7 protein-coding genes are annotated in these 7,156 nt (G+C 68.7%); 6 read left to right on the top strand and 1 reads right to left on the bottom strand.

Annotated elements, in window-relative coordinates:
• Nucleotides 1-251: twin-arginine translocation signal domain-containing protein (locus tag WBP48_RS11085; RefSeq protein ID WP_424440358.1), on the bottom strand; the 251-nt coding region annotated here is incomplete at its 3' end.
• 130 nt (nucleotides 252-381) lie between these two features.
• Here WBP48_RS11085 and WBP48_RS11080 point away from each other — a divergent pair.
• The 6 genes from WBP48_RS11080 to WBP48_RS11055 all read left to right on the top strand — a co-directional run.
• The gene (locus WBP48_RS11080) at nucleotides 382-1,488 is read left to right on the top strand and encodes a BMP family lipoprotein (protein ID WP_424440355.1); all 1,107 of its coding nucleotides are present in this window, start codon (nucleotides 382-384) and stop codon (nucleotides 1,486-1,488) included.
• Nucleotides 1,489-1,603: 115 nt separating this feature from the next.
• Nucleotides 1,604-3,118 (top strand): ABC transporter ATP-binding protein, encoded by a 1,515-nt coding sequence (locus tag WBP48_RS11075; protein ID WP_424440352.1) that lies wholly within the window; start codon nucleotides 1,604-1,606, stop codon nucleotides 3,116-3,118.
• The gene (locus WBP48_RS11070) at nucleotides 3,115-4,383 is read left to right on the top strand and encodes an ABC transporter permease (RefSeq protein ID WP_424440349.1); all 1,269 of its coding nucleotides are present in this window, start codon (nucleotides 3,115-3,117) and stop codon (nucleotides 4,381-4,383) included. The genes WBP48_RS11075 and WBP48_RS11070 overlap by 4 nt, the downstream gene beginning before the upstream one ends.
• Entirely contained in the window at nucleotides 4,380-5,666 is a 1,287-nt protein-coding gene (locus WBP48_RS11065) for an ABC transporter permease (RefSeq protein ID WP_424440346.1), read from the top strand. The genes WBP48_RS11070 and WBP48_RS11065 overlap by 4 nt, the downstream gene beginning before the upstream one ends.
• Before the next feature lie 7 nt (nucleotides 5,667-5,673).
• Entirely contained in the window at nucleotides 5,674-6,087 is a 414-nt protein-coding gene (locus WBP48_RS11060) for a cytidine deaminase (RefSeq protein ID WP_424440343.1), read from the top strand.
• A partial coding sequence (locus WBP48_RS11055; RefSeq protein WP_424440340.1) for a thymidine phosphorylase occupies nucleotides 6,084-7,156 on the top strand: 1,073 nt, incomplete at its 3' end. The genes WBP48_RS11060 and WBP48_RS11055, both read left to right, overlap by 4 nt.

Raw genomic sequence — 7,156 nt, 5'->3', positions numbered from 1 at the left:
GCCCCGACCGCCCCGCCGACGGCGAGGCCCGCGACCCCGATCCCGGTGCGACGCAGAAACTCGCGCCTGCTGGTGTCGCTCTCGGCCATGCGCTCCAGCCTAGGTGCCGCGCCCGTGGACACCTGCGCGCGTCGCGTACGGAGATCCTCGCGGGATGCGGAGGGCTGCCCGACCTGCGCGTGCATGCGGCCGGATTCCCCGCAGCGCGCGGGCTCCTCGATCGCCGACGGTAGCGGGACCATCGCCGCCATGTCGGGATCATTGCGTCTTTGTAACCATTGGCGCCCACCCTTGCCCCGTGGGTGCAACTGCCGCGTCACACTCGGTAACTTCGACTCGTGCGCTCGCGAGATCCGCGTGCCCATCAATGTGGAGGCTGCATTGACCATCTCGACTACCAAGAAGCTCGCCGGCATCATCGCCGCTGCCGGGCTCATCATCGCTCTTGCCGGCTGCGGATCGGCCCCCGACGCGACCTCGACCGAGAGCGGCGACGCCGGCGGCAGCGTCATCGACGGCTTCAAGCCGTGCATCGTCTCCGGCACCGGCGGCTGGGAAGACCGCTCGTTCAATGAGCTCGGCAAGAAGGGCTTCGACGAGGCGCTCGCGGAACTCGACGTCGAGGGCGTCGCGGTGGCATCGAGCACCAGCTCGGACTTCGCCCCGAACATCCAGAGCGTGCTCGACCAGAACTGCACGATGGTCGTTACGGTCGGCTTCGATCTGGCCGCGGCTGCGGCTGAGGCGGCTGAGGCCAACCCGGACGTGCAGTTCGTGTCGATCGACGACGTCGTAGACCAGGATTTCGACGGCGAGACCGACTTCCCGAACATCAAGCCGATCATCTTCGACACTGCGCAGGCGGCGTTCCTCGCCGGCTACGCATCAGCCTCGTACTCGACGGCCAAGAAGGTCGGCACGTTCGGCGGCAAGCCGTTCCCGACCGTCACGATCTTCATGGACGGCTTCAAGCAGGGCGTCGAGTACTGGAACGAGCAGAAGAGCGACAGCGTCGAGGTGCTCGGCTGGGACGGCGAGAACGGCGTGTTCGCCGACGCCTTCTCGCCCGGTCAGCCGGCGACCAACGCCGCGCAGGGCCTCGTCGACCAGGGCGTCGACGTGTTGCTCCCGGTCGGCGGCGGCATCTACCAGAGCGCCGCGTCGGTCATCCGCGACTCCGGTCGTGAGATCGCGCTGCTCGGCGTCGATGCCGACGTGTTCGAGACCGACCCGAGCGTCGGCGACCTGCTGTTGACCTCGATCCTCAAGGTCATCGACGTGGGCGTCAAGGAGACGATCGTCTCGGCCGGCCACGGCGAGTTCGACGCGACCCCGTTCGTCGGCACGCTCGAGAACAAGGGCGTGGGGCTGGCTCCGTTCCATGACTTCGACAGCAAGGTCTCGCCGGATCTGCAGGGCGAGCTCGACGAGATCACCGCAGGCATCATCGACGGCTCGATCCCGGTGAAGTCCTACCTCGCAGGCTGAGGCCCAGGCACAGGCGGTGGGGAGGCTGGTCACGTACCGGCCTCCCCACCGCCGTTCCTCTCCGCATCGATGCGCCCGTGCGCGCACGCATACCGCTTGAATAGGATCGGGAGACATGAAGCTCGAACTCCGTGGCATCACGAAGCGCTTCGGCAGCCTGGTGGCCAACGACCACATCGATCTCGTGGTCGAACAGGGCGAGATCCACTGTCTCCTGGGCGAGAACGGGGCGGGCAAGTCGACGCTCATGAATGTCCTCTACGGGCTGTACACCGCCGACGAGGGCACGATCCTCCTCGACGATCGAGTGCAGGCTTTCCGCGGCCCGGGCGACGCCATGCGCGCCGGCATCGGCATGGTGCACCAGCACTTCATGCTGGTACCCGTCTTCACCGTCGCCGAGAACGTCATGCTCGGTCACGAGTCGACCAAGGCCGGCGGCATCCTCGATCTCAACGCCGCCCGCGCTCGCGTGCGCGAGATCTCTGCGCGATTCGGGTTCCACGTCGACCCGGATGCCGTCGTGGAGGACCTTCCGGTGGGCGTGCAGCAGCGGGTCGAGATCATCAAAGCGCTCTCCCGCGATGCGCGCGTGCTCGTCTTCGACGAGCCCACCGCCGTGCTGACCCCGCAGGAGACGGACGAGCTGATGGACATCATGCGCCAGCTCAAGGAGTCCGGCGCGGCCATCGTGTTCATCACCCACAAGCTGCGAGAGGTGCGCGAGGTCGCCGACCGTATCACGGTCATCCGGCTCGGCAAGGTCGTCGGCGAGGCATCGCCGCAGTCCTCGAACGTCGAACTGGCCTCGATGATGGTCGGTCGGGCCGTCGACCTCACGGTCCACAAGGATCCGCCGCAGCTGCGCGAGGGCGGACTGGTCGTGGCGGGGCTGAGCGTCATCGACCCGAGCGGGCATGTCGTCGTCGATGACCTCTCCTTCTCCGTGCGCGGCGGCGAGATCCTCGCCATCGCGGGCGTTCAGGGCAACGGGCAGACCGAACTCACCGAGGCGATCCTCGGCCTGCAGCCGCAGGTGCGCGGCTCGATCACCCTGGAAGGTCGGGAACTCGCGGGGCACAGCGTGCGCCACGTGCTCGATGCCGGGGTCGGCTTCATCCCGGAGGATCGCAACGAGGACGGCCTCGTCGGCGCCTTCTCCATCGCGGAGAACCTCATGCTCGACCGCGCCGAGGGTCCGCCGTTCGTGAAGGGCGGTGCGGTCCAGCGCGGCTATCTGGAGAGGTTCGCGACGGAGAAGTTCGCAGAGTTCGACGTCCGCGCGCAGGGGATCGACACGCCCGTCGCGCGCATGTCCGGCGGCAACCAGCAGAAGGTCGTGCTGGCACGGGAGCTCAGCCGTGAGCTCGCGCTGTTCGTCGCGGCCCAGCCGACGCGCGGCGTGGACGTCGGGTCGATCGAGTTCATCCACAAGCGCATCGTCGCGACGCGCGACAGCGGCGTGCCCGTCATCGTCGTCTCGACCGAGCTCGACGAGGTCACGGCCCTCGCCGACCGCATCATGGTCATGTACCGCGGACGCATCGTCGGCATCGTCCCGGGCAACGCGCCGCGCGACCTGATCGGCCTCATGATGGCCGGCGAGATGCCGGAAGGGGCGGCGGCGTGAGCGTCGTCGACACCGCCGCGCCTCCGGCGTCGAAGTGGCATGACGCGTTCCTGCGGATTACGCAGAAGGGGTGGCTCGTCTCGGTGCTGGCGATAGTCCTCGCCGTCATCGTGGGCGGTCTGCTCATAGCGGTGACCGATGACCAGGTGCAGGAGGCCGCCGGCTACTTCTTCGCGCGGCCGGGCGACACAATCGCGGCAATCTGGAACGCCGTGGCCGGCGCCTACGCCGCGTTCTTCCGCGGGGCTGTGTTCAACCCTGGCGCACCCACGTTCGCACGGGCGATCCGGCCACTGACCGAGACCCTGACCTTCGCCACCCCGCTCATCGCGGCCGGTCTCGGTGTCGCGCTGGCCTTCCGAATCGGCATGTTCAACATCGGTGGCCGCGGACAGATGCTCGTGGCCGCCGCCGGCGCCGGCTGGGTCGCGGGTTCGTTCGAGCTTCCGTGGGGCGTGCACATGATCGTCGCAGTGCTCGCCGGCATCGTCGCCGGGGCGCTCTGGGCTGGCATCGCGGGGCTGCTGAAGGCTACCACCGGGGCCCACGAAGTGATCGTCACGATCATGCTCAACTACATCGCCGTCTATCTGGTGCTGTTCATGCTGCGCCGGCCGGGGCTGCTGCAAGCGCCGGGCCAGAGCAACCCGATCTCGCCCCCGGCAAAGCCCACGGCCGTGTTCCCTGAGCTGCTGGGGGCGCAGTTCAACCTGCACTTCGGTCTGATCCTGGTCCTGCTCGCCACTGTCCTGGTGTGGTGGATCCTCGATCGGTCCGCACTCGGCTTCAAGTTCCGCGCCGTCGGCGAGAACCCGAACGCCGCGCGTGTGGCGGGAATCGACGTCAAACGGATGTATGTGTACGGGATGCTGATCTCCGGCGCCCTGATCGGCCTCGCCGGGTCCAGCCAGGTGCTCGGCACGATCACGACCGGCTTCACGGTCGACATCGACGCCGGCATCGGCTTCGATGCGATCACCGTCGCACTCCTCGGGCGCTCGACCCCGTGGGGGACGCTCGCCGCCGGCATCCTGTTCGGCGCGTTCAAGGCCGGCGGTTTCTCGATGCAGGCGGCCCAGGGCGTACCGGTCGAGATCGTCGTGGTGGTGCAGTCACTCATCGTGCTGTTCATCGCAGCGCCGCCTCTCGTGCGGGCGATCTTCTTCCTGCCCTCGCCCGAGCGCGACCGCAAGAAGGCCGAGCGCGCGCACGAGAAGGCTCTGAAAGCCGCCGCCGGCAAGCGGCTCGAGGGAGTGGCCGAATGAGCGCACCACAGGTCTCCACGGCCGGGCTCATGCCCGACGTCCCGTCGACGACGGTCGTGCGTTCGTTCAAGGTGCCGATCGCGCTGGGCGCCTTCACCGCCCTTTTCGCGCTGCTGATGCTGCTCGCGCCCCGCGAGGGGGCGGCCACGCTCCGGTTGTCAGGCGACTCCGACGCGATCCAGTTGCCGCCCCTGCTGCTGCCGGTCACGGCCACCGGCTGGGTGTGCGTCGCGTTCATGCTGGCGCTGACCGCGGCCGCCCTGTACTTCGTGCGGGCGCAGGGACGCTCGCCGCTGTGGATCGTGTCGGTCTACATACTCTTCGCCATCGTGGGCTTCCTCGCGTGGGCGGCGGCCGGTGCGACCATCCCGGTCGTGGGTCTGCTCGCGGGCGCCGTCGCACTGGCCGTCCCCCTCATCTACGGTGCGCTCGGCGGTGTCATCGGAGAGCGCGCGGGCGTCGTGAACATCGCGATCGAGGGCCAGTTGCTGGCCGGTGCCTTCACCGCCGCGGTTCTGTCGTCCGTCACGCGGCAGCCCCTGATCGGCCTCGTCGGCGCGATGATCGCGGGAGCGCTGGTCGCGGCGGTGCTGGCGACGTTCGCCATCACCTACTTCGTCGACCAGGTCATCGTCGGTGTCGTACTCAACGTCCTCGTGATCGGACTCACCTCGTTCCTGTTCTCGCAGGTGCTCCAGCCGGACGCGACGACCCTGAACAGCCCCGTGCGGTTCGACCGGATCCAGATCCCGCTGCTGTCGGACATCCCCGTGCTCGGGCCGGTGCTGTTCCGGCAGACGATCCTCGTGTACGTCATGTACCTGGCCGTCGCTCTCGTCTACGTGGGGATGTTCCACACCCGCTGGGGCCTGCGACTGCGGGCAGTCGGCGAGCATCCCAAGGCGGCTGACACCGTCGGCATCCGGGTCAACGCGACGCGGTTCTGGAACGTTCTCCTCGCCGGCGCGATCGCCGGGCTCGGCGGCACGATCTTCACGATCGGCAACGGCATCCCGTTCAACAAGGAGATGACCGCCGGCGCCGGCTTCATCGCCCTCGCGGCCGTGATCTTCGGTCAGTGGGACCCGATCAAGGCGACCCTCGCCGCGCTGCTGTTCGGCTTCGCCTCGAGCCTGCAGAACACGCTCAGCATCATCGGATCCCCGGTGCCGAGCGAATTCATGCTGATGCTGCCCTACGTCGTGACGATCTTCGTCGTGGCCGGTGTCGTCGGGAAGTCCCGCGCGCCCGCCGCCGACGGCAAGCCGTATATCAAGGGGTGACGACCGGATGACCGACATCGACTGGGACGAGTTGCGCGCCGTCGCGACCGACGCGATGCGGCACGCGTACGCGCCGTACTCGCGCTACCGCGTGGGGGCCGCCGCCCTGGTGTCCGACGGGCGGATCGTGTCGGGCTGCAATGTCGAGAACGCGTCGTACGGCGTCGGGCTGTGCGCCGAGTGCGCGCTCGTCGGCGACCTGCAGATGTCCGGCGGTGGCGAGCTCGTGGCGTTCGTGTGCGTCAACAACGACGGCGAGACGATCATGCCGTGCGGGCGATGCCGGCAGCTGCTGAACGAGTTCGCTCTGCCGGGCATGCTGCTGGAGACGGTCTCGGGCATCCGCACGATCGACGAAGTTCTGCCCGACGCGTTCGGGCCCCGCGACCTCGAGCATGTCTCAGGGGGTGCGGCACGATGACGGATGCCGTGGCCACGGCATCCGCCGTCGAAGCGCCTGCGCCGGGCGATGCCGACCGCGTCGAAGCGTACGACGCCGTCGACGTGATCCGCATCAAGCGCGACAGGGGCGAGGTGCCCGAGGCCGCCCTCCGCTGGATGATCGACGCGTACACGCGCGAGTACGTCGCCGACGCGCAGATGGCCGCCTTCGCGATGGCGGTGCTGCTGAACGGAATGAGCCGCGACGAGATCCGCGTCATGACCGACGCGATGATCGCGTCGGGCGAGCGGATGAGCTTCGCGGACCTCGGCAAGGGCACCGTCGACAAGCACTCCACGGGCGGCGTCGGCGACAAGATCACCCTGCCGCTTGCGCCGCTCGTCGCCTCGTTCGGCGTCGCCGTGCCGCAGCTGTCCGGCCGGGGCCTCGGGCACACCGGGGGAACGCTCGACAAGCTCGAGTCGATCCCCGGCTGGCGTGCCGCCCTGACGAACGATGAGATCGCCGCGCAGCTGCGCGGGGTCGGTGCCGTGGTCTGCGCCGCCGGTTCCGGCCTCGCGCCCGCCGACAAACGGCTGTACGCGCTCCGTGACGTCACCGGGACGGTCGAGGCGATTCCGCTGATCGCCTCGAGCATCATGTCGAAGAAGATCGCTGAGGGCACCGACGCACTCGTGCTCGACGTCAAGTTCGGTTCGGGCGCCTTCATGCAGGACGTCGACAGAGCCCGCGAGCTCGCCCGCACGATGGTCGCGCTCGGCACCGATTCGGGCGTGGCGACGACGGCGCTGCTCACCGACATGAACACGCCGCTGGGCTTCGCCATCGGCAACGCCAACGAAGTGCGCGAAGCGGTCGAGGTCCTCGCCGGCAGCGGCCCCGCCGACGTCGTCGAGCTGACCCTCGCGCTCGCCCGGGAGATGCTCGCGCTCGCAGGTCACCCGGACGCCGATGTCGAAGGCGCCCTGCGGGACGGCCGGGCGATGGACACGTGGCGCGAGATGATCCGCGCGCAGGACGGCGACCCGGATGCCGCGTTGCCGACCCCGCGCGAGATGCACACGGTCACGGCATCCACAGGCGGCGT

Source organism: Microbacterium sp. (assembly GCF_049661145.1).
GTDB lineage: Bacteria > Actinomycetota > Actinomycetes > Actinomycetales > Microbacteriaceae > Microbacterium.
Note: the sequence above shows the minus strand (reverse complement) of the source record. Positions and strands in the feature narration are given on the sequence as shown.